We start from the raw sequence: 21,537 nt of genomic DNA, 5'->3' as shown, positions 1-21,537 counted from the left end.
TTTTCTATTTTCCTAATCGAAACTTTAAAAGTTTCACTTTGCAAAAATACAATAAAAAAAACCTTATCCGAGGATAAGGTTCTGATCTATATTAAAGTTTATTATTTCGCTTGAGCGGGCTGAGGTCCTGCAGGCTGTGGAGCCGTTGGATCAATCTGCAATTGTGGCTGCATTGCCGGGTCAACTTTTGGAGCTGAAAGACCTGTTAATTTGTCTAAAATCGTTACCAATTCCTGCTCTCCAAGGTTTACAAAAGATCTGCTGGCAATTTTACCATCTTTATCAATGATTACAAAACAAGGTAATTTGAATCCATATACTCCATATTTCTTCGCAATATCAGATTCCATACCGCCTTCTCCGTAAACATTTACTCCTTGAATTCCTTTTAATAAAGAATTGCTGGTTTTTGTAAACTGATCTTTAGTATCATCTACATTTACAAATACAAAGTTCATTTTAGATTTGTAAAAGTTCACCACTTCTTTTAGTACAGGAACAGTAGCTTCACTAATGTAAGGATTCCAAGATGCGTAAAAGAATAACATATAAGGTTTTCCTTTGTTTTCAGAAAGCTTATAAGCCTTACCATCCTGCTTTATTAAAGAAGCTTCAGGAGCTGCATCACCAATTTTAAGACCGGTAATCGCAACCTGCATTTTTAAAAGATCACTTTTAATAGTAGCGTCTTTGATATCTGTATCAATTAATTTTTTGATTTTATCAATATTCTGAGCTGAAGTTTTTGGATGGATATCAGCCTGAGCCATTACAAATGCTAAAAGATAATCTTTTGCTGTTTGAGATAAATCTTTTTTAGTTCCTAAATATTTAGCAAACATTTCTGAAGTAGTAATATCAGTTTTTCCTTTGCTGTTCGCTTCTGCATATTTTTGGAAATCAGGAGTCATTTTTACAAGCAAATACTGTCTGTATAATGGGATTGTTTTCACCATTGACTCTTTATCGCTATCTAACTGAGCCTGATAATCTGTTAAAGCTTTAGAAGCCTTATAACCAGGATTTCCAGCCATTGCACCATGAGACATCTCATAGTTAGCAAGCAGGTTAAGAATCGTTACTTTAGTATCATTCTTTTTCCACTCTAAAAGACTTTTGCTTGGATTATGCTTCTTTGCCAGATCATCTACGCTTTTGTTGATATCAGCTTCTACTTTATGCATTCCTTTTACGAACGCAGCTTCATCACCAGCCATTAGCTGACCTAAGTTAATTTTATTTCCATAGTCTCCTAAAAACTTCTGACTTGCCGTAAGGAAATCATTGTTGTTTTTAGCATCACCGGTAATAACATATTCATTCGGGAAAGTAGCTCCATTACCGGAAATATTAATTTTTTGTCCTTTTTCAAGATAAATAAGGTTCTGTTTGTTAGCATAATTGATCACATACATTCCATCTTTAGGAGCATCAAAGCTTCCTGAAAAATTACCATCTTTATCTACACCTATATTAATTAGAGGGAGGGTTCCTACTCCGGAAGCTTCTACAAATTCAATTCTTTCTAATGGAGAACCACCAGTAATTTTTCCTTTTACCTCTACTTTTTTTGAACAAGACATCACGAAAACCGCGATGATAAACAATAAAAGATATTTTTTCATTTCAATTTTAATATTACACAAAAATACGCTTTTTAGCGTTTCTTAATTCACAGTGATTATTTTTTTTAAAAATTTTATTACCGCCGATGAAAAGGGACATTCAGTCCTGTCATTTATCAATTTTTAATGCTGAAAGATAAATAAAATACAAATATCCAATGCAGTTCAACAGCCCTCAAATATATACTTATTAAATAAGGAAAACATAAAGTCTGATCATAAGTTAACAAACTTTAACAACTTCCCATTTATATCAACAAAAATCGCCCCCAAAATGGAGGCGATTTTTATGTGTTTTGAATCAATTCTATCCTTGATCTACAAGAGCAGCCATGTATTCTCTGTTCATTCTTGCGATATTTTCAAGAGAAATACCTTTAGGACATTCTACTTCACAAGCACCTGTATTTGAACAGTTACCGAATCCTTCTTCATCCATCGCTTTCACCATGTTCAGAACTCTTCTCTTAGCTTCTACTCTACCTTGTGGAAGTAATGCATACTGAGAAACCTTAGCTCCTACGAATAGCATTGCTGAACCGTTTTTACAAGTAGCCACGCAAGCTCCACATCCGATACAAGCAGCAGCATCCATTGCTCTGTCTGCATCTTCTTTAGGAACCGGAATTGCGTTCGCATCCAAAGTATTACCTGAAGTGTTTACAGAAATGAAACCACCAGCAGCCATTACTCTGTCAAAAGCGCTTCTGTCTACCATTAAATCTTTAATAACAGGGAAAGCAGCACTTCTCCAAGGTTCAATAACGATAGTTTCCCCATCTTTGAACATTCTCATGTGAAGCTGGCAGGTTGTAATCCCTGTATCCGGACCGTGAGCTCTACCATTGATGTATAGAGAACACATACCGCAGATTCCTTCACGACAGTCGTGGTCAAAAGCAATTGGTTCTTTTCCTTCGTTAATTAAGTTTTCGTTCAGGATATCCAGCATCTCCAAGAATGAAGAATCTGTAGATACATCTGATATTTTATAGGTCTCAAACTGACCTTTAGATTTATTATTTTTTTGTCTCCAAATTTTCAGCGTAAGATGTAAGCCTTTTTTTGCACTCATAATGTTATATTTATAGGTTGGAGATTATTTGTAACTTCTAGTTTTAACCTCGATGTTGTCGTAGATCAGTTCTTCTTTATGCAACACTTCCGCGTTGATATCCGGTCCCTGATATTCCCAAGCTCCAACGTATTTGAAGTTTACGTCGTCTCTTTCCGCTTCCCCATCCGGAGTAGCGTGATCCCAACGGAAGTGACCACCACAAGATTCTTCTCTGTTTAGCGCATCGATAGCCATTAATTGTCCTAATTCAAGGAAGTCTGCTACTCTGAATGCTTTTTCAAGCTCAGTGTTCATTCCTTCACCTTCACCAGGAACTTTTACGTTCTTCCAGAAGTCGTTTCTTACTTCTTCAATTTCTTTGATTGCTTCTTTCAATCCTTCAGGAGTTCTACCCATTCCTACTTTATTCCACATAATGTGTCCTAGTTTCTTGTGGAAGTGATCTACTGAATGAGTTCCTTTATTATTGATGAAGAAATCAACTTTATCTTTAATTCCTTTTTCAGCTTCATCAAATGCTGCTGAATTGGTAGGAATTGTTCCAGTTCTGATATCTGCAGAAAGGTAATCTGCAATCGTATAAGGTAATACGAAATATCCGTCTGCAAGACCCTGCATCAATGCAGATGCTCCAAGTCTGTTCGCTCCGTGGTCAGAGAAGTTAGCTTCACCGATTACGAAACATCCCGGAATGGTAGACTGAAGGTTATAATCAACCCATACACCACCCATTGTATAGTGTACAGCAGGATAGATCTTCATTGGAGTTTTGTAAGGATCATCAGCTGTAATCTTTTCGTACATTACGAATAGGTTACCGTATTTCTCCTCAACCCAGCTCTTACCAAGGTCATAGATCTGCTGATCTGTAGGATTGTGAATATGTTTTTCAATAGCGGCTTCTTTACCTTTTTTCATGATCTCTGTAGAGAAATCAAGGTATACCCCTTCTTGAGTATCATTATTTTCGATTCCGTATCCGGCATCACATCTTTCTTTAGCTGCTCTTGAAGCAACGTCTCTCGGTACAAGGTTACCGAATGCAGGATATCTTCTTTCTAAATAGTAATCTCTATCTTCTTCTTTAATGTTTTCAGGTCTTAATTTACCTTCTCTGATCGCTACTGAATCTTCAATCTTTTTAGGAACCCAGATTCTTCCTGAGTTTCTTAATGATTCAGACATCAAAGTCAGTTTAGACTGCTGAGTTCCGTGAACCGGAATACATGTCGGGTGAATCTGTACGTAGCAAGGGTTTGCAAAGTAAGCTCCTTTCTTGTGAATCTTCCATGCCGCAGAAACGTTTGATCCCATTGCGTTAGTAGAAAGGAAATATACGTTTCCGTATCCTCCTGAAGCGATTACTACCGCGTGAGCAGAGTGTCTTTCAATTTCACCTGTTACAAGGTTTCTTGCGATAATCCCTCTTGCTTTTCCGTCTACAATTACAAGATCAAGCATTTCGTGACGGTTATACATCTTGATTCTACCTTTACCGATCTGACGGCTCATTGCAGAATAAGCACCTAACAATAATTGCTGACCTGTTTGTCCTTTTGCATAGAACGTTCTTTTTACCTGAACTCCACCAAATGAACGGTTATCTAACTGACCTCCGTAATCTCTTCCGAAAGGAACCCCTTGGGAAACACACTGGTCAATAATATTTGCAGAAACTTCAGCTAATCTGTAAACGTTTGCCTCTCTTGCCCTATAGTCACCACCTTTGATGGTATCGTAGAACAATCTGTATGTAGAATCACCATCTCCCTGGTAATTCTTAGCTGCGTTGATCCCTCCCTGAGCTGCAATAGAGTGAGCTCTTCTAGGAGAATCCTGGTAGCAGAATGCTTTTACATTATATCCTTGCTCAGCTAAAGTAGCTGCAGCAGAACCTCCTGCCAAACCTGTACCTACAACAATAATATCAATCTTATCTCTGTTGTTTGGTGCAACAAGGTTCATATGATCTTTATGATTTTTCCACTTGTCTTTAAGAGGACCCGCTGGAATTCTTGAATCTAATTTACTCATACTAGTATATTGATATTATTGAGTTATAAAATGAAAAACTGCCACAATGATAAATCCTGCCGGAATAAGGATAGAATACCATGTTCCGAAAGCCTTAATCACAGGCGTATATTTTGGATGTCTTGCTCCAATAGATTGGAATGAAGACTGGAATCCGTGAGCTAAGTGTAAGCCCAATAGTACAAAAGAGATCACATATAAAGCGACTCTCCAAAGGTCAGCAAACTTCTCATGAAGCTCTGGCCAAAAACGTTCTGAATCAGGAGCGATTCCTTCAACATACTTATAGTTGATTTCATGTAACCAGAAATCATATAAGTGAAGCGCCAAGAAAGCTAACACAACTGCCCCGGAAATAATCATATTTCTGGACATCCATGTAGAATTTACAGCAGCATTGTTTGATGCATACTTTACTGGACGCGCTTTATTATTCTTGATCTCCAATACAAATCCCATCGCAAAATGGAAAATTACTGCAAAACCAAGAATAGGCTGCATTAAGAACTGCACAAAAGGATTATAGCCCATAAACTCAGATGCTGTATTAAATGCATCCCTGTTTAGAACTGATAACAAATTGGTTGTCAAATGCAGTATAAGAAAAATCAGCAAAAACATAGCTGATAATGCCATAGCGTATTTTCTACCTATCGTAGAACTCGTTAAACCTGCCATATAAGTTTAAATTTGAATTTCCCACAAAATTAAGAAATGTTAACAATATCGAAAAGTGAGAAATCTCACAATTAGACAGTTTGTAATCTTTCTAAATAAGAGCTTTACACGTTGTAGATAAAGGAAAGTGAAAAATTAGAAAATCATTATTTCAGATGATAAACCCTACCTTGAAAAACCATTTTTTCCACAGACTTCGGAATCATTTTCACTTCGAAATGATCTATTCTTCTGGAAGAACAATAGGGCATAATAATAAACTGTACGACCTTATCCCTGTCTGCAATATCCGAGATCCAAAAACATGCTGCATTCCCTTTTTTAACTGAAATGATGCTCTGTTTACCATAACGATGAAGCAACATTTCTTCTTTCTGATTTTCAACAACATTACTACTGATCTGTATGATAAAAAACACGAAAACAGCTATTGTCAAATTCATGAAATTTTTAAAGTTAAATTTTAAAATCATAGCTCTTAACAAATAAATAGCTAACGACACAAAAATCACCTCAATGAGATTCATCGGAATATTACTCATCAACAGGAAATCTACCTCAGCAAACCAGTGAATAACTTCCAAAAGAATCTGAATGCAAAAGTCATATACTTTCTCTACCCAGTTAAAATCCAGCCCAACAGCGATCAAAGCTGTCAGCAGAAATGAAAATATGATGATCAATTCCGAAAAAGGAACAACAATAAAATTGGCAATGATTGAAATCAATGAAAACTGATGAAAATAATATAACACCAAAGGAAGAGTTGCCAACTGTGCAGATAAAGATATAGTAATGGTATTAAAGATCAGTTTTTTGAAATAATTATCCTGTTTTGGAAAGTATTTCAGAAGAGGCTGATTTAGCCAAAAAATCCCTAACACAGCAACAAAGCTCAGCTGAAATCCCACATCAAAAAGCTGCTGGGTATCTAAAATCAGAATAACAAATGCAGACAATGCCAATGAATGAAGAAGGTCGGTTTTTCTTTGAAGCAAAACAAATATGAAATAAACCGTCAGCATTATACAAGACCGTAAAACTGAGCTTCCGAATCCAATAAAAAGGGCAAACAGCCAGATAAAACCCAGACTCAAAACGACTGCGTATTTTCTAAACTTTAAAGGAATAATACGAATCATTAAAAAGTAGAAAACTCCAAAAACAACAACAATATGGGTTCCTGAAATCGCTAAAAAATGAACTAAGCCAGCTTTGTTAAAATCTTTTACGGTATCAGCGTCCATTTCGGTTCTGTCGGCAAGAATAATTCCTTTTAAAAATTCTCTGGTCTTTGCTGACATTTCAGCATTGTCTATTTTTTTGAGAACATTTAATCTATTTTGCTTCACTTTATCTTTAAAATTCAGATCATGCCTTTCCGATGAAAAGATTTCATTTGAAATAAAAACCTGATAACCAATATTTTTTCGTTTTAAATATTGAGCATAATTAAATTGATAGGTGTATTGAGGATTTGAAGGTTGTGTTATATAGGATTCAGCTTTATAATAATGTTTAAAATCAAGTTCTTTATGATCTTTGGGAATATAAAAAACCGAATTAAAGCTGTTTTCGCCCAAATGAGCTATCCCTTCATACTTTTTATACTTTTCTGTTGAGTTTAATTTCTGAGAGATTTTAAAAATAATAGTCTGTTTTGTATTAACGGCTGCATCATTTTTTTGAGAATCATTATTATAAAAATGGAGAATTAATCCGAAACCAAAAAACATTATTCCCAGCAGAATAACCTTAGTTCTGTATAAAAAATAAGTAGTAAAAAAGAGGGAAATTAAGATACTAAGATTAAGAATAGCCACACCATAGATGCATTCTTTTTTTAATAGAAAGCAATCTTGAAAAAAAATTCCAAGAATAAAACATATCGCTAAGATCAGTAAAGGTTGTTTATTCAATTTCAATCATTTGTATCACCAAAATAGAAAATTGAACAATCAATTGCTATCACTGTAGTCACTAAATAAAACACCCTGAAGACCTTAAAAAGATCAACAGGGCGCTTATTTTTTTGCTATGAAATTAAATTTAAACGAAATAGTTTTACTTTACATTCAGAAATTTATCCGTTAAACGCTTGGTTTCTTTGATATACATCCATGGATCTTTACCATAATCTTCGTAGATGAAATGGTCTATCTTTTTGGGAATTGCAGGTTCTATCTGAGTTCCTTCATGCCATTCGTTAAATGAAGTAATTCCTATAAATTCGGGATTAACCTGAATAGCAGCATCAAACATTTTTTCATAATATTTACCATTTTCCCTGCTTTTAAAATTTGCCTCATTCCATGGTCTGATTCTCGTATCCGAATATCCCGGACCTACACAAGGAATAAAAATGAGATGATGATTTTCTGCATATTCAGCCATAGTTTTCCAATTAGATGTTGTGCTCCCAAACACAAACCCTTCACTGGCAAAATAAGTGTAGAAACCATCAAATCCGGACGTATCAAAAAAAGCTGAATCATTTTTTTCTACCCATAATCCGATATACAATGCATCCAGCTCCGTATTACGTACTGTTTTTTCACCATTTTCAGAAAGTAGTTTTGACCATTCTTCGGGAGCGATTTTATAACTGTCATATACATAATACATAGGCTTTCCGTCTTTTTTGTAAAATGCCGGATGCTGAGAATATGTTTTAACAAGATAAGAAAGCTGATCTCTAAGCTCAATAATCGTTTTATAGAAAGGTTCTATGTGAAAGGCTATTTTCAAACCAAAACGCTGTGCAGCATCAAGGTACTTAACCACACTTTTATCTGTAAAGGAATCTTTTCCCAGCCAGCTTATAACCACAACACCCACTCCAGAATTTTTCATCATCTGCATGTGTTTCTCTATGATCTTTTTATCATTGGAACTATAATTTCCTAATGCCGGATAAAAATTAGCACCAATATCATTACCTCCTTTATAGTGTCCAAGATTATTCCATTTTGGATTGTTCCAGTGTGGGATTATTTCATGGTTCCAATGTTGCAGACCACCGTCCGTCTGTTCGTTTCCATACCACCCGTAATAAAATATCTGAACTTTATCTCTTTCTTTCTGAGCAAAAGTTTTTGAGAAAAACAGGCATGTAAGCAGTAACAGAAAGTTCTTTAAATGTTTCATTTCAATGCAGGAATTAAAATTTCAGGAAATCTTTTTCAGACTTTTAAAATTACCTCAGCAGCATTATCACTTGCTCCTTTTCCACCAAGTTTTTCTCTTAAAAGGCTATAATCACTCAAGACCCGTTCTCTTTTTGCGCCTCCAAGAATATCATTAAGCTCTTGCACAAGGTTTTTAGTATTCAGATCGCTCTGAATCAGTTCTTTTACCACTTCTCTATCCATAATTAAATTCACCAGGGAAATGTAATTGATATTTTTCACCAGCCTCTTGGCAATCGCATATGAGACAGCGCTTCCACGATAGCAAACGACTTCAGGAATATTCAGTAAAGCGGTTTCCAAAGTTGCAGTTCCTGATGTTACCAAAGCAGCTTTTGAGCATCTCAATAAATCATAGGTTTTATTAGAAACAAAATGAACGTTATCATCCACATATTTCTGATAAAATTCCTTGGGAAGACTTGGTGCACCAGCAATTACAAATTGATATTCTTTAAAATGTGGTCGCACGGAAAGCATAATTTCCAGCATTTTCTCCACTTCCTGTTTTCTTGATCCAGGTAAAAGAGCAATAATTTCCTTTTCATTCAAGCCGTTTTCAGCCTTAAATTTATCACTACTGATTTCCTGTAAATCGGATATGGCATCAAGCAAAGGATGTCCCACGAAATGAGAATGCACTCCATGTTTTCTATAGAAATCTTCTTCGAACGGAAGAATCACCATCATCTCATCCACATATTTTTTTATAATCTCTACTCTTCCTTCTTTCCAAGCCCAAAGCTGTGGAGAAATATAGTAAACGACTTTAATTCCCAGTTCTTTCGCAAACTTGGCAATCCTTAGATTGAATCCAGGATAATCCACCAAGATTAAAACATCCGGTTTATTGTTCAGAATATCTTCTTTGCAAAATTTAATATTGTTTAAAATGGTTCGCAGATTCATGACTACTTCAAGGAATCCCATAAAGGCAAGATCACGGTAATGCTTCACCAAAGTTCCACCTTGTTTTTCCATAAGATCGCCACCCCAAAATCTAAATTCAGCGTTGGGATCTTTTTGTTTAAGGGCTTTCATTAAATTACTTCCGTGCAGATCACCAGAAGCTTCTCCTGCTATAATGTAATATTTCATTTCTTCCGAAATCGTTATTATTGTTTAAACAGCCACCTGAATCATTATTGAATCATGGGTGGTTTCTATGGTAAGGATAGAGAACAAATTAAAATATATATTGATCTTAATTCGTAAATTTGTTCAAAGATAATGATAAAAATGTCAGAAGAATTTGAAATCAGAAATAAAGTTGCGGAAAGCGGTCTTGTAAATTTTGACCTTACAACGCTGCTTCCAAAAGGTGAGAGAAAAGGTATTGATCTTAAAGATTTTCTTTTCCAGGAAATGATCCTGAAAGAGAAAGATTTCCGTGAAAAAGTAGAAGCCATCAATGTTGAAGACTACAAAGACTCCTATATATATATTTATAATTCTGTAGATACAATTATCCCTCTTTGGGCTTATTTTGTACTGACAGCAAAGCTTACCGATGTTGCTAAAAAGATTGTATTCGGAAACCGTGAAGACCTGGAGGTTATCCTGATGCACAATGCAATCCAAACTTATGATTTTGAAGATATGAGAGGAAAAAGAGTTTTGGTAAAAGGCTGTTCGGATAAAGAGATTCCTGAAAATGCATATATTGAACTGGTGGAGCAGTTAAAACCTCTTGTAAAATCTCTAATGTTTGGAGAAGCTTGTTCCAATGTTCCTATTATCAAGAATTAAGATCAAATACATTCAAAAGGAGGTCTGAAAAACTTTAACAATAATTATGAACCTGAAATATTTTGTCAGGCATATTTTTTGATAACTTTGATTCAATTAATACAAGAACAAACACAATGAGCTTAATCGACCTACTTACAGGGAACACAAGCAACCAGGTTGCTGAACAGGCTGAAAACAAATTTGGAATCAATAGAAACCAAGTCATTGCATTATTGGCAGTAGCTACACCTCTTATCATTTCTTATCTTAGAAACAAATCTCAAGATGCAAAAGAAGCAGAAGCCCTGAACAGTGCATTGGAGAAAGATCATAATGGAAGTATCCTCAACGATCCTTCACAAATTGAAGCAAGACAAGCTGAAGGCGGATCTATCCTTGACCATATTTTTGGTGGACAAAAAAGTTCTGTAGAGAACCAGCTATCACAAAATACAGGAATTTCAATCGATAAAATCGGTCCTATTCTTGCGATGCTGGCACCAGTGGTAATGGGATATATCGGACAACAGAAGCAGCAAAGTAATGTAGGAGCAGGTGGATTAGGAGATCTTTTAGGGGGAATTCTTGGAAATGCATCTAGCCAGGCTCAGAGCCAACAATCAAATCCTCTTAATGATATTTTAGGAAGTGTTTTAGGTGGCGGACAATCTCAGGCATCAAGCGGAAATCCTTTAAATGATATATTAGGAAGCGTTCTTGGCGGAGGTGGAAACCAACAACAGCAAGGAGGCGGATTAGGAAGCATCCTTGGAAATATTTTTGGAAAATAATTAGTTTAATTTTTTATAAAAAAAAGACCGAAGAGTAATTCTTTGGTCTTTTTTATTGATCTTACTTTTTAGATTTTTCTTCTACTGCTGCAAAAGATTTCGAAGCTTTTCTGGGTCTTCTTTTTCCATAGCTTCCTGAATTAATCTTACCTCTTCTTGATTTTTTGTCTCCTTTTCCCATAGTAATAAATATTTGTTGTTACCACGAATTTAAAGATTACCCTCTTAAAATACAACAAGTTAAGCTGTTAAAGTTTTATAAAATATCTCGAAAATTACAGATGAAAGTTATTATTCTCATATTGAACAAGCTCAATTTTTCTGTCTTTATACCTTAATTGTTTTCCATTTTCCCTTTTTAAACAGAATAAAAGCAACTACTGTGATTAAAGTCTCTGCTGCCGGAATTGAAATAAAAACTCCCTTGGGTCCCATTTCCAGATATTTTGAAAGAAAATAAGCCAAAGGAATCTGAAACAACCAGAACCCGAAAAGGTTTACCCATGTTGGCGTCCAAGTATCTCCCGCACCATTGAATGCATTGATCATAACCATTCCTATTCCATAAAAAATAAACCCAACACTCATAATATGTAATGCATTTTTAGCAAAATCCTTGATCTCCGTAGCCTGGGTAAAGAAACTTACCAGGAAATCACCCAGAAGCAGGAATATCAGGCTCACAATCAACATGAAAATCACATTGTATTTCACTGTCTTCATTACAGACTGCTCTGCTCTTATCATTTCATTGGCTCCCATATTCTGCCCCACCAAGGTAGAGGCAGCATTACTCAGCCCCCAAGCCGGAAGCATAAAAAACATCATTAATCGTAATGCTGTCTGATAGCCTGCAGAAGCATTTTCACCTCCTGTGGTTGCCACTAATTCCGCAAGAAAAATCCAGCTGCATGAAGCGATGACAAACTGAAATATTCCTGGGGTAGCAATTTTTACAATAGATTTTATCAGTTCGAAATGAGGTTTAAAATACGACAGTTTAATACGAATCAAAGTATCTGCAACCAAAAGATGATACAATTGATATAAAACACCAATACTTCGTCCTATCGTTGTCGCCAATGCAGCTCCTGTAAGTCCTATTTCCGGAATTGGTCCTATCCCTTTGATTAAAACCGGGCAGAGAATAATGTTAGCAATATTAGCGATCCAAAGACTTTTCATGGCAATCATTGCATTTCCGGCACCTCTGAAAATTCCGTTAATCAGGAACAAAAGCATAATAATCGTGCTGCTCCCCATCATGATTCTTGTAAAATCTTTTCCATAGGCTGCGGCTTCAGGCTTTGATCCCATAAGGATTAAAATTTCTTCAGCATACACAACTCCGAATACACTAAAAATAAAAGTGATAATAAATGATACTAATAAAACCTGTGCGGCACTTCTGGAAGCCTGTTCAGGATTTTTCTCACCAATTCTTCGCGCTACAAGAGCTGTAGCTGCCATGCTCATTCCGATTGCGATAGAATACATAATGGAAAGTACAGATTCTGTAAGTCCTACGGTCTGAATGGCAAATCCACTTTCTTTTAAATGTCCTACAAAGTATAGATCTACCAAAGCAAATACGGACTCCATAGCCATTTCCAGCATCATTGGTATCGCCAAAAGAAGAACGGCACTTCTGATATTGACCTTAGTAAAGTCAATTTCTTCACCACTGAATGCTTTTTTAATGAAGTCAATATATTTTATCATGGTTTCTCAATTATGTTTAACAAAAGTATTGATTCAAAACCAATTAAAAATTGGCATATGAAAAGTTTTAAAAGAAATCAGCAAAGTAATTTTAATTGATGTACTTCTGAAATAACCTTTCCAGTATACCGGTTCAGACCTTCCATATTTTAATATTTTCCATTAACTTTTTATATAATTCTTAAATTACAATTCTAATTATTAACAATAACTTACCAATTGATCATAAAAATTAATTAGATTTGTATATTCTAAAAAAATAATTCTTATGAAAAAAATAACCTCTACAATTTTTCTGTTTGGAATTTTAGCATCTGCCAATATGCTTTCTGCTCAAATTATGACACAGGAGAAAATGAAAGCTATCCATACTGATGATGTAGCAATATTTAAAAAACATTTTGCACCAGGGGATTATAACAAATGTTTCGCTGTAGGATCTGCATCATATTCGCCACTTGGATTTAGTGCATCTGCGGGAAAGAATAATATTATAAAGTTTCTTTTAGATAACAAAGCACAGGTGAATAAGAAATGTCAGAACATGACCCCTTTTGAAATAGCGGAAAGCGGAAAAAATCAAAAGACGAAAGATTTATTACTTTCCAGAGGTGGCAACAGAGATTAAAAAGATCTAAAAACAATATCTAAACTTCCGAAAGGGAGTTTTTTTTATTTATAAAACCTGCAAAAATCTTATCTTTGCAAACGAAAAATTCAAGGTTCGGAAAAAAACCTTAAACATTGAACTTTAAACAAATAATTATGTTTCGATCACACACAAACGGAGAGCTTTCTCTAAGGAATCTGAATGAAGAAGTTACACTATCAGGATGGGTACAGACTATCCGTGATAAAGGATTTATGATTTGGGTAGATCTTCGAGATCGTTACGGAATTACCCAGCTGGTATTTGACCAGGAGCGTTCTTCGGCACAATTGATGGAGGAAGCTAAAAAACTAGGTCGTGAATTTGTAATTCAGGCTACCGGAAAAGTTATTGAAAGAGTAAGTAAAAACCCTAATATTCCTACAGGAGAGATTGAGCTTTTAGTAGAGAAGTTAACTATTCTGAATGATTCTCAACTTCCCCCTTTCACAATTGAAGATGAAACTGATGGTGGTGAAGAATTAAGAATGAAATACCGTTATCTGGATATCAGAAGAAATCCGGTAAAAGATAAATTGATCTTCCGTCATAAAATGGCTCAGAAGGTAAGAAACTATTTATCTGATGAAGGTTTCATTGAAGTGGAAACTCCTGTTTTGATTAAATCTACACCGGAAGGGGCAAGAGACTTTGTGGTTCCAAGCAGAATGAACCCGGGACAGTTTTACGCATTACCACAATCTCCACAAACTTTCAAACAGCTTTTAATGGTTGGAGGAATGGATAAATATTTCCAGATTGTGAAATGTTTCCGTGATGAGGATTTAAGAGCAGACAGACAGCCGGAATTTACACAGATCGACTGTGAGATGGCATTTGTAGAGCAGGAAGATGTAATGAATGTTTTTGAAGGAATGACTAAAACTCTTTTAAAAGATATTACAGGTCAGGAATTCGGAGATTTCCCAAGAATGACATTCGCAGATGCAATGAGAAAATATGGAAATGACAAACCGGACATCCGTTTCGGAATGGAATTCGTGGAACTTAATGAGCTTGTGAAAGGGAAAGACTTTAAAATATTTGATGAGGCAGAATTAGTTGTCGGAATTAATGTAGAAGGTTGTGCAGACTATACTAGAAAACAGATTGATGAGCTTGTAGACTGGGTTAAACGTCCTCAGATCGGAGCTTCGGGAATGGTTTGGGCTAAATTCCAGAATGACGGAGTGAAAACCTCATCAGTTAACAAATTCTACAACGAAGAAGACCTTACGAAAATCATTGAGAAATTCGGAGCAAAAGAAGGAGACTTAATGCTTATCCTTTCCGGAAATGAAAATAAAGTAAGAGCTCAGCTTTCTGCTTTAAGAATGGAGCTTGGTAACCGTTTAGGATTAAGAAAAGGAAATGAATTTGCACCACTTTGGGTTGTTGACTTCCCTCTATTGGAATGGGATGAAGATACTCAGAGATACCATGCTATGCACCACCCTTTCACGTCTCCAAAAACTGAAGATATTCACTTATTGGAAACTGATCCTGGTAAAGCAAGAGCTAACGCTTATGATATGGTATTGAACGGAAATGAAATCGGAGGAGGTTCTATCAGAATTTTTGATAAAGATCTTCAATCAAAGATGTTTGATTTATTAGGTTTCACAAAAGAAGAGGCAGAGGCTCAGTTTGGATTCTTAATGAACGCGTTTAAGTACGGAGCACCTCCACATGGTGGTTTGGCATTCGGATTTGACCGTTTGGTAGCTATTCTTGACGGAAATGAGGTAATCAGAGATTATATTGCATTCCCTAAGAACAATTCAGGACGTGATGTAATGATTGATGCTCCGGCGTCTATTGCTGATGCACAGCTCGATGAATTAGAGTTAAAATTAAATTTAAAAGCATAAATTTAAAGCGGGGTATTTGCCCCGCTTTTTTATACATGAAAACTTTAATCCCAATACTTTCTTTAATTACTTATGCCTCAGGTTTTGGTGCTTTAATTTTTATAATACAGATTCTATTAAAAAAAGTAATATACTCTCCTCCCAGCATAAGAGATGAAGTTAAAGAAAAATCTTTAAAATATCAGTCCATGCTAGGATTCTGTTTTACATTAAGCATCGCTAGTTATATCGTGAGCAAAGAGCTTATAAAATATGATTTCATAAAAATGTTGAAAGAAAATAAGATTACTTTAGTAGAAATCAACGGATTTCCCTTCTCTCAGGAAGATGCAGCTGACCTTTTTACCAACTTTGAAGGTGATTCCGGACGTGATCACTGTGAATCTTATCCTGGATATATTACTTTTGAAAATAGTGAAGTTATTCCTATTGAAGTTATTCAACATTGCTATGAGGAAAACCAATACATTATCGTCTCTCACAAATATTCACATGATACTACAATTGGAATCATTACTACTTCAAAATTCGACTATATAAAAAATAAAACACTTTCTACAGATCAACAATAATTCTAAGGAAGATTATTTCATTTTTAAAATCTCCTCTCTTCCCGGTCCAATAGAAAGGTACCCCACAGGAACTCCTAGTTCTGTTTCCAGAAAAGAAAGAAAATCTGTTAGTTCTTTCGGAAGCTCAGACGCATCTGTAATTACTGAGAAATCTGCATTCCAACCGTCTAGCCATTTTAGTACAGGTTTAGCATTTTCAGGAAGTGCCGCTGCAGTTATTTCAATAGCTCCGTCTTCCAATTCATAATGTGTGCAGACAGCTACCGATTTTAATCCGCTTAAAACGTCTGCTTTCGTCAGTACCAATTGAGTAACTCCATTGATCATTACGGCATATCGTAAAGCCGGAAGATCCAGCCAGCCTATTCTTCTTGGGCGTCCAGTATTGGAACCAAATTCATTTCCTTTGATTCTCAGTTCATCGCCCAATTCATCAAAAAGCTCGGTAGGAAATTCTCCATTTCCAACTCTTGTACAATAGGCTTTTGCAATCCCAAAGATCTCACCTATTTTTTTCGGTGAAATGCCTAATCCGCTACAAGCACCTGAAGCCGTGGTAGAAGACGACGTTACATAAGGATAAGTTCCGTGATCAATATCCAGCATTGCCGCCTGAGAACCTTCTGCCAATATAGTTTTTCCTTCATTCAAGGCATTATTTAAAAACAGTTCGGTCTCTGTACAATTGAACTGTTTTAAAAACTCTACAGCATCAAAGAATTCTTCGGATATAGTTTCAAAGTCAGGTAATTTCATTCCGCCATCTGCAAGAAATTGATAGTCTCTCACTAAAATATGTTCAACTCTTTCCTTAAAATCCGGAGAATACATATCTCCAATTCTTACGTTCTGTCTTAGAATTTTATTTGAATATGCCTGAGCAATTCCATTCTTTGTAGTACCTATCGTAGTATAAGTAGGATTTTCTTCCATGTAAACATCCAAAAGTTTATGGGTAGGCAATACAAAATGAGCTTTTTGGGAAATTATCAGATTTTTTTCCGGCTGAATAGATTCATCAAATACCTTAAGATTTAAAATTTCCTTTTTGAAACTTACAGGATCAAGAACAGTTCCTGTACCAATGATATTCTGAACACCTTCCATAAATATTCCGGAAGGAATCATTTTAAGGGTAATTCTTTTATCATTTCTCTTAATACTGTGTCCAGCATTAGCTCCGCCATTAAAACGGGCTGCAATGTCATAATTTTCGCTGATAAGGTCAATAAATTTTCCTTTTCCCTCATCTCCCCATTGAAGTCCTAATACGATGTCCATATAATTATTTTATGGTGCAAAGCTAGGTTGGTTTTAAAAGAAGACCATTGCCATTTGACAAAAACGTGTTTGTATAACTGTATAATGCAGATGTTTATTAATTTAGATTCAGTTTTAAATTGGTTTTATGATGTTAGGTTTGGCTAAAGCCGATGGACTATTTTTTAAACGACAAAACGGGCTAAAGCCCGTTCCTATTGAATATTTACAATTTCTGTGCTTAATTTATTGTACGGCATTACTCATTTATATTTCTTCTGATACGGCTCAATGATGAAGGAGTTACTCCAAGATAAGAAGCAAGCATAGACTGAGGGACTCTGTTCGCAAGCCCGGGGTAATGATTCAAAAAGTGAATGTATCGGGATTTCGCATCCTGATTAAGCATAATACTCGCTACTTTAAGCTTATTTTCAGCTACAAAACCATGAATTCTGGCAAACAGCACAGGCCATATGGCTATCTTTTTCTCTAATATTTTGAAATGTTCAAGATCAATCACCAATAAAACGGCATCAGTAATTGCTTCGATGTCCTCATGGGCAGGCAATTGCTCAGTAAACCCTTGAAAGTCGCCAATAAAGCGTCCTTCATAGATAAAGTAACGGGTAAAATCATCTCCTTGTTTGTTATAGTATAAAGACCGGAACACTCCTTCTTTTACAAAAGCAATTCTTTGACCTACCTTTCCAGCTTCTACAAAGGTTTGCCCTTTTTTTACAGTAATTTCCCGGATGCCTTCTGCAATAAGAAGCTCATCCTGTTTATTTAGCAGTCCGAATTTTTTGATATAATGAAAAAGTTCTTCCATAATTTTTTGCCCATGGATTGGAAATATAAAGATATAAAAGAGTGGTCTAAAAACAATTGCCATTTGACAACAAAGCTTATTACAGGTACCACAAAGCATTCCAACGGCATGTTAATTGCTTGATTTTTAAAAACGTAAGACAATGAAAGCAATTTGGAACGGCGCCATTGGCTTCGGTTTAGTAAATATTCCTGTTAAAATTTACTCAGCAACGGAGACCAGTAAACTGGACCTTGATATGCTCGATAAATCCGATTTTTCTAATATTCGGTTTAAGCGGGTGAATGAAAATACAGGAAAAGAAGTCAAATGGGAAAACATCGTTAAAGGGTATCTCATGGATGATAAATATATTGTTTTGGATCCGGAAGATTACGAAGCAGCAAGCCCTGAAAAAACAAAGATACTTTCCATAGATCAATTTGTAAAGGAAGCAGAAGTAGACAGTGTTTATTTTGAAACTCCATATTATCTGGAGCCTCAGAAAAATGGTGAAAATGCATATCGGCTTTTATTAAAAGCTCTTGAAGAAACAAAAATGGTAGGAATCGGAACTTTTGTACTTCGGGAAAGTCAAGCTATAGGTATGATTCGTCCTTATAATGATGATGTACTGGTATTGAACCGTTTGAGATTTGATCAGGAGATCAGAAATTATTCCGACTTAAAAATTCCTGCTCATAAAGCACCCAAGCCTGCAGAGCTTAAAATGGCAATCAACCTGATAGAACAGCTTTCTCAGGAATTTGATCCTGCTATGTATAAAGATACCTATTCTGATGAACTGCTTAAAATCATCAAACAGAAAGCGAAAGGTAAAAATGTTAAGACCAAAAAGGCTCCGGCAGTAAAAGAAGGTAAAGTGATTGACCTTATGGCTCAGTTAAAAGCCAGCCTGAACAGTTCCAAATCAAAATCTGCATCATAATGGCTCTCAAAGATTATCAAAATAAAAGAAAGTTCAACGAAACGAGTGAACCAAAGGGAAAAACGAAGAAGAGTAAAAGTAAACTGATATTCGTTATCCAAAGACATGCTGCTACAAGACTTCATTATGATTTCCGCTTAGAGATGGAAGGAGTATTAAAAAGTTGGGCAGTTCCTAAAGGTCCTTCATTAGATCCACAAGATAAGCGTCTTGCCATGATGGTAGAAGACCATCCTTATGATTATAAAGATTTTGAAGGAAATATCCCCGAGGGAAATTACGGAGCCGGGCAGGTGGAGGTCTGGGACAGCGGAACTTATGAACCTCTGGAACAAAACAGCAAAATTTCTGATGAAAAAGAGCTGCTTAAAGAATTACATTCAGGCTCTATAAAATTTGTTCTTCATGGTAAAAAACTGAAAGGAGAATTTGCTTTGGTAAAAATGAAAAATTCTGAAGATAATGCCTGGTTACTTATCAAACATAAAGATGAATTTGCAGAAAGCCCTTATGATGCAGAGGAGAATACATCGCCAAAATCACTTGTCACAAAATTCTTAGAGGAAAAAAAAAGCCTAAAAACAAGCAAAAAAAAGAAATTATAACTTCAGAAAAGCAATTTAGAAGTTTTAATGCTTTAACCAATGAAAAAAAACTCAAGTCTTTTATCAAACCGATGCTTGCCAAACCTTATGAAAAAGCATTTGATGATAAAGACTGGATTTTCGAAATAAAATGGGATGGCTATAGAGCTATTGCTGATCTTAGCCACGATGCCCCGCTATTCTACTCCCGAAACGGGATTTCTTTTCTGTCAAAATTTGATAAAGTCGTTCAGGATTTCACTCAGCAGAAATATCAGATGATCCTGGATGGGGAAATTGTGGCTTATGATGATCTGGGAAAGCCTAATTTTCAGCTATTACAGCAAATCGGAGATCACCCTAATATGGCTTTGGCTTATCAGGTATTTGATATTCTTTGGCTAAACGGTCATTCTACTGAGGAACTTCCTCTTCTTCAGCGAAAAGAACTTTTAAAGGAGGCACTGATAGAAACTGATACGATTAAATATTGTGATCATATTCAGGAAAAAGGAATTGATTTTTTTGATCAGATGAAAAAGATGAAACTGGAAGGAATGATTGCAAAACAAGCCAGCAGCCAGTATGTGGAAAACTACAGAACAAGTGATTGGCTGAAAATTAAATTTTCAAATACTGATGAGGCGATTATCTGCGGTTTCACGGCACCAAGAGGTTCACGAAAAAGTTTTGGAGCTTTGATTTTAGGAAAATATACTGATGGAAACCTTATCTATTGTGGACATACAGGAACTGGTTTTAATAATGCTTCTTTAAAGGAACTCTATCAAAGACTTCAGAAATTGGTTGTAAAATCTTCTCCTTTTGACATTGTTCCAAAAACAAATATGCCTGTAACATGGACGAAACCTGAACTCGTATGCGAAATTAAATATTCTGAAATTACCAAAGACGGAATTTTCCGGCATCCAGTTTTCGTAGGTATCAGAGAGGATAAAGAGCCGGAAGATATAAAAACTTTGATTGAAACATCTGATAAAAAATCCAGTAATATGAAAGCTAAAGCACCTTCTAAAAAAGCAGAAAGTAATGAAAAGGAAAAAGAAATTACCCTGAACAGACATGTTATAAAACTTACAAATCAGGATAAAGTATATTTTCCTAAGGATGGTATTACGAAAGGAGAAGTAATAGAATATTATCAATCTGTTGCAGAATATATTGTACCATATTTAAAAAATCGTCCGTTATCGCTTAACCGTTTTCCCAACGGAATTGAGGAACAGGGATTTTATCAAAAGGATGCCGGAGATCATATCCCGGATTGGATAAAAACAACAAAAGTGTATTCTGAATCTAATGATAAGTATATTGATTACATTTACTGTAACGATAAAGCAACTTTAGCTTATTTAAATAATCTTGGATGTATTGACCTCAATCCATGGAACAGTTCATTGCCAGACCTGGAGCATCCTGATTATCTTGTTTTAGATCTTGATCCTTCAAAGAAAAACACATTTGATGAGGTGATTGAAACAGCTCTTGAAGTGAATGATGTTTTAAATTCAATTAAAATAAAAGGATACTGTAAAACTTCAGGAAGTACAGGAATTCATATTTATATTCCTATGGGTGGAAAATATGATTTTGACCAGGTAAAAGATTTTGCACATATTCTGATGAAGCAGGTTCATGAAAGATTACCTGAAATTACAACGTTAGAAAGAAGTTTACAAAAAAGAGATACCAATAAAATTTATCTTGATTATCTTCAGAACAGAACGGGACAAACTCTGGCAAGCGCTTATAGTTTAAGACCTAAACAAGGAGCCTCAGTTTCTATGCCTCTGGATTGGAAAGAACTGAAACCCGGAGTAAAGCCTACTGATTTCACTATTAAAAATGCTTTGGAAAGAATCAAAGAAAAGGGTGATTTATTTAAACCTGTTCTGGGTAAGGGAATTGATATGATGAAAGCTTTGGAATTGCTAGAAAATAACTAACGAAAAAGACGAGAAAAAATCTCGTCT

The 21,537-nt window shown here is 35.5% G+C and carries 19 protein-coding genes; 8 read left to right on the top strand and 11 right to left on the bottom strand.

Annotated elements, in window-relative coordinates; genetic code table 11:
• Positions 1 to 101 precede the first annotated feature (101 nt).
• The 7 genes from AC5YGG_RS12235 to lpxB form a co-directional block, all read right to left on the bottom strand.
• Entirely contained in the window at positions 102 to 1,625 is a 1,524-nt protein-coding gene (locus AC5YGG_RS12235; RefSeq protein ID WP_496144763.1) for a TlpA family protein disulfide reductase, read from the bottom strand.
• Between the two features lie 307 nt (positions 1,626 to 1,932).
• Positions 1,933 to 2,700, bottom strand: coding sequence for a succinate dehydrogenase/fumarate reductase iron-sulfur subunit (locus AC5YGG_RS12230; RefSeq protein ID WP_047096265.1), 768 nt, complete (start codon positions 2,698 to 2,700; stop codon positions 1,933 to 1,935).
• A gap of 24 nt (positions 2,701 to 2,724) precedes the next feature.
• Positions 2,725 to 4,737 carry a fumarate reductase/succinate dehydrogenase flavoprotein subunit gene (locus tag AC5YGG_RS12225; RefSeq protein WP_496144762.1) on the bottom strand — a complete coding sequence of 671 codons (2,013 nt, stop codon included), beginning with the start codon at positions 4,735 to 4,737 and terminating at the stop codon, positions 2,725 to 2,727.
• Between the two features lie 15 nt (positions 4,738 to 4,752).
• Positions 4,753 to 5,415, bottom strand: coding sequence for a succinate dehydrogenase cytochrome b subunit (locus AC5YGG_RS12220; RefSeq protein ID WP_068944805.1), 663 nt, complete (start codon positions 5,413 to 5,415; stop codon positions 4,753 to 4,755).
• A 146-nt stretch (positions 5,416 to 5,561) separates the two neighbouring features.
• Complete coding sequence (locus AC5YGG_RS12215; protein ID WP_496144761.1) at positions 5,562 to 7,334, bottom strand: ComEC/Rec2 family competence protein; 1,773 nt, start codon at positions 7,332 to 7,334, stop codon at positions 5,562 to 5,564.
• Positions 7,335 to 7,479: 145 nt separating this feature from the next.
• Complete coding sequence (locus AC5YGG_RS12210) at positions 7,480 to 8,562, bottom strand: glycoside hydrolase family 99 protein (RefSeq protein ID WP_496144760.1); 1,083 nt, start codon at positions 8,560 to 8,562, stop codon at positions 7,480 to 7,482.
• 35 nt (positions 8,563 to 8,597) lie between these two features.
• Complete coding sequence (lpxB, locus tag AC5YGG_RS12205) at positions 8,598 to 9,701, bottom strand: lipid-A-disaccharide synthase (RefSeq protein ID WP_496144759.1); 1,104 nt, start codon at positions 9,699 to 9,701, stop codon at positions 8,598 to 8,600.
• A 141-nt stretch (positions 9,702 to 9,842) separates the two neighbouring features.
• Here lpxB and AC5YGG_RS12200 point away from each other — a divergent pair, with 141 nt between their 5' ends.
• Together AC5YGG_RS12200 and AC5YGG_RS12195 are read left to right on the top strand one after the other, a co-directional pair.
• Positions 9,843 to 10,352 (top strand): DUF2480 family protein, encoded by a 510-nt coding sequence (locus AC5YGG_RS12200; RefSeq protein ID WP_496144758.1) that lies wholly within the window; start codon positions 9,843 to 9,845, stop codon positions 10,350 to 10,352.
• Between the two features lie 116 nt (positions 10,353 to 10,468).
• On the top strand, positions 10,469 to 11,125 hold the full coding sequence (locus AC5YGG_RS12195) for a DUF937 domain-containing protein (protein ID WP_496144757.1): 657 nt from the start codon (positions 10,469 to 10,471) through the stop codon (positions 11,123 to 11,125).
• A 61-nt stretch (positions 11,126 to 11,186) separates the two neighbouring features.
• Here the strand turns inward: AC5YGG_RS12195 and AC5YGG_RS12190 are convergent, their stop codons facing one another.
• On the bottom strand, positions 11,187 to 11,306 hold the full coding sequence (locus tag AC5YGG_RS12190; RefSeq protein WP_496144756.1) for a 30S ribosomal protein THX: 120 nt from the start codon (positions 11,304 to 11,306) through the stop codon (positions 11,187 to 11,189).
• 146 nt (positions 11,307 to 11,452) lie between these two features.
• Positions 11,453 to 12,847 (bottom strand): MATE family efflux transporter, encoded by a 1,395-nt coding sequence (locus tag AC5YGG_RS12185; RefSeq protein ID WP_496144755.1) that lies wholly within the window; start codon positions 12,845 to 12,847, stop codon positions 11,453 to 11,455.
• A gap of 268 nt (positions 12,848 to 13,115) precedes the next feature.
• On the opposite strand from AC5YGG_RS12185, the gene AC5YGG_RS12180 reads away from it, so the two are divergent.
• From AC5YGG_RS12180 to AC5YGG_RS12170, 3 genes are all read left to right on the top strand, one after another.
• Complete coding sequence (locus AC5YGG_RS12180; protein ID WP_065395293.1) at positions 13,116 to 13,475, top strand: ankyrin repeat domain-containing protein; 360 nt, start codon at positions 13,116 to 13,118, stop codon at positions 13,473 to 13,475.
• 137 nt (positions 13,476 to 13,612) lie between these two features.
• Positions 13,613 to 15,367 (top strand): aspartate--tRNA ligase, encoded by a 1,755-nt coding sequence (gene aspS, locus AC5YGG_RS12175; RefSeq protein WP_496144754.1) that lies wholly within the window; start codon positions 13,613 to 13,615, stop codon positions 15,365 to 15,367.
• Positions 15,368 to 15,402: 35 nt separating this feature from the next.
• A complete protein-coding gene (locus tag AC5YGG_RS12170) occupies positions 15,403 to 15,939 on the top strand; it encodes a hypothetical protein (RefSeq protein WP_496144753.1) in 537 nt (178 codons plus the stop codon).
• 12 nt (positions 15,940 to 15,951) lie between these two features.
• On the opposite strand, the gene AC5YGG_RS12165 is transcribed toward AC5YGG_RS12170, so the two are convergent.
• Together AC5YGG_RS12165 and AC5YGG_RS12160 are read right to left on the bottom strand one after the other, a co-directional pair.
• The gene (locus tag AC5YGG_RS12165) at positions 15,952 to 17,220 is read right to left on the bottom strand and encodes an adenylosuccinate synthase (protein ID WP_496144752.1); all 1,269 of its coding nucleotides are present in this window, start codon (positions 17,218 to 17,220) and stop codon (positions 15,952 to 15,954) included.
• A gap of 238 nt (positions 17,221 to 17,458) precedes the next feature.
• Complete coding sequence (locus tag AC5YGG_RS12160; protein ID WP_496144751.1) at positions 17,459 to 18,031, bottom strand: Crp/Fnr family transcriptional regulator; 573 nt, start codon at positions 18,029 to 18,031, stop codon at positions 17,459 to 17,461.
• A gap of 142 nt (positions 18,032 to 18,173) precedes the next feature.
• Between AC5YGG_RS12160 and ku the strand changes: the two genes are divergently transcribed.
• The 3 genes from ku to ligD all read left to right on the top strand — a co-directional run bounded on the left by ku (position 18,174) and on the right by ligD (position 21,510).
• The gene (ku, locus tag AC5YGG_RS12155; protein WP_496144750.1) at positions 18,174 to 18,959 is read left to right on the top strand and encodes a non-homologous end joining protein Ku; all 786 of its coding nucleotides are present in this window, start codon (positions 18,174 to 18,176) and stop codon (positions 18,957 to 18,959) included.
• Entirely contained in the window at positions 18,959 to 19,564 is a 606-nt protein-coding gene (locus AC5YGG_RS12150; protein ID WP_496144749.1) for a DNA polymerase ligase N-terminal domain-containing protein, read from the top strand. The genes ku and AC5YGG_RS12150 overlap by 1 nt, the downstream gene beginning before the upstream one ends.
• A 71-nt stretch (positions 19,565 to 19,635) precedes the next feature.
• Positions 19,636 to 21,510: a DNA ligase D gene (gene ligD, locus AC5YGG_RS12145; RefSeq protein ID WP_496144748.1), complete on the top strand. Its 1,875-nt coding sequence runs from the start codon at positions 19,636 to 19,638 to the stop codon at positions 21,508 to 21,510.
• Positions 21,511 to 21,537: the final 27 nt, after the last annotated feature.

It is taken from the genome of Chryseobacterium sp. CS2K3 (assembly GCF_059515185.1).
This window is presented reverse-complemented; position numbering and strand designations above follow the sequence as displayed.